Annotated in this window: 4 protein-coding genes; 3 read left to right on the plus strand and 1 reads right to left on the minus strand. The window is 63.5% G+C overall.

What is annotated here, in order from left to right; genetic code table 11:
- The 3 genes from ABWP09_RS01910 to ABWP09_RS01920 all read left to right on the plus strand — a co-directional run.
- A partial coding sequence (locus ABWP09_RS01910; RefSeq protein ID WP_353203476.1) for a PD-(D/E)XK nuclease family protein occupies positions 1–545 on the plus strand: 545 nt, incomplete at its 5' end.
- Between the two features lie 63 nt (positions 546–608).
- A complete protein-coding gene (trxA, locus tag ABWP09_RS01915) occupies positions 609–962 on the plus strand; it encodes a thioredoxin TrxA (RefSeq protein WP_353203477.1) in 354 nt (117 codons plus the stop codon).
- 64 nt (positions 963–1,026) lie between these two features.
- Entirely contained in the window at positions 1,027–1,311 is a 285-nt protein-coding gene (locus tag ABWP09_RS01920; RefSeq protein ID WP_353203478.1) for a virulence factor, read from the plus strand.
- Here ABWP09_RS01920 and ABWP09_RS01925 read toward each other — a convergent pair.
- Positions 1,312–1,401: bifunctional ornithine acetyltransferase/N-acetylglutamate synthase (locus ABWP09_RS01925; protein WP_353203515.1), on the minus strand; the 90-nt coding region annotated here is incomplete at its 5' end.

Here is a 1,401-nt window from a genome sequence, read left to right on the forward strand (position 1 = left end):
CGCCGCCAACCGAGCAGATGCGCGCGGCGGCGGAGCGCGGGCGGCTGATCCACGCCTTGTTCGAGCGGCTGCCGGCGGTTACTCTGGAGCTGCGCGCCGAGGCAGCGGACCGCTGGCTCGCGCGAGTTGGTGCGGTTGAAGAGGCGCAGGCGCGGGCTGAGATCGCGGCGCCTGTTCTTGCGGTGCTCGACGATCCGGCGTTTGCCGCGCTATTCGGGCCCGACTCGCTCGCCGAAGCACCGATTGCCGCCGTGCTGCCCGACGGCTTCGTCGTATCGGGTACGGTCGATCGCTTGCTGGTGACGCCGGAGCTTGTCCGTGTGATCGATTTCAAGACCGGGCGCGGCGTCCCCGCGACGCTCGACGCGATCCCGCCTTATCATGTGCGGCAAATGGCGGCGTACGCGGCGGCACTGGCGGTGATCTTCCCGGGGCGGCGGATCAATTCGGCGTTGCTCTATACCAGTGGCCCGGTACTCCACGTGCTCGATGACGCCCGATTGGACGCGCACAAGCCCGGCTTTGCACTGACGGAGCAAAGCTAGCGTTCGCGCGCTTGAGGGAACGCACCCGACACCCTATTTCAGTTGCAACCACAGGAGATTATCATGGCCACCAAGCACATTACCGACGCCAGCTGGGACGCAGACGTCATCAACGCGACCGGCCCCGTCCTCGTCGATTTCTGGGCGGAATGGTGCGGCCCATGCAAGATGATCGGCCCGAGCCTTGAAGAGATTTCCGAGGAACTGGGCGGGCAAGTGACGATCGCCAAGCTCAACATCGACGACAATCCCGATGCGCCGGGCAAATATGGCGTGCGCGGAATCCCGACGATGATCTTGTTCAAGGACGGCGTTCCCGCCGCGACCAAGGTCGGTGCCGAGCCCAAGGGCCGGTTGAAGGCGTGGCTTGAGGGCGAGTTGGCAGGTGGCCAATCCGCCGACGCTGCAATACGATAAGAGGACGAGCATCGGGATCGGGCACAATCGAGCGGATTTCCGACGCGCAAGCGGAGGGAACAGCATGTACGCGATCGTGCTCGATCTTGACGTTACGATGCTTGAGCAAATGTATCCGACCCCGTCGTGGCGGAACGCCGATCGCGTTGTCGGTGACGTTCTGAACCGACGGGGGTTCGAGCGTCAGCAAGGTTCGACGTATTTCGGCAATGAGCGGACTACGGCGGTCGACTGCGTCCTCGCCGTGCAGGAACTCAAGCGGATCTATGACCGGTTCCAGCCAACGGTCAGCGAGATCCGCATGCTGCGGATCGAAGAAAACACTGATCTGTCACCCGCCCTTCAGTGATCAGCTCCGATAATCGGCGTTGATCGAGATATAGCCATGGGTGAGGTCGCACGTCCACACGGTCGCGCGGCCTTCGCCTAGCCCGAGATC

This window comes from Sphingomonas sp., from assembly GCF_040398505.1.
GTDB lineage: Bacteria > Pseudomonadota > Alphaproteobacteria > Sphingomonadales > Sphingomonadaceae > Sphingomonas.

Coding starts and splice junctions, on each gene's coding strand:
- ABWP09_RS01920 (WP_353203478.1), top strand. CDS start 1,027: ATGTACGCGATCGTGCTCGATCTTGACGTTACGATGCTTGAGCAAATG.
- trxA (WP_353203477.1), top strand. CDS start 609: ATGGCCACCAAGCACATTACCGACGCCAGCTGGGACGCAGACGTCATC.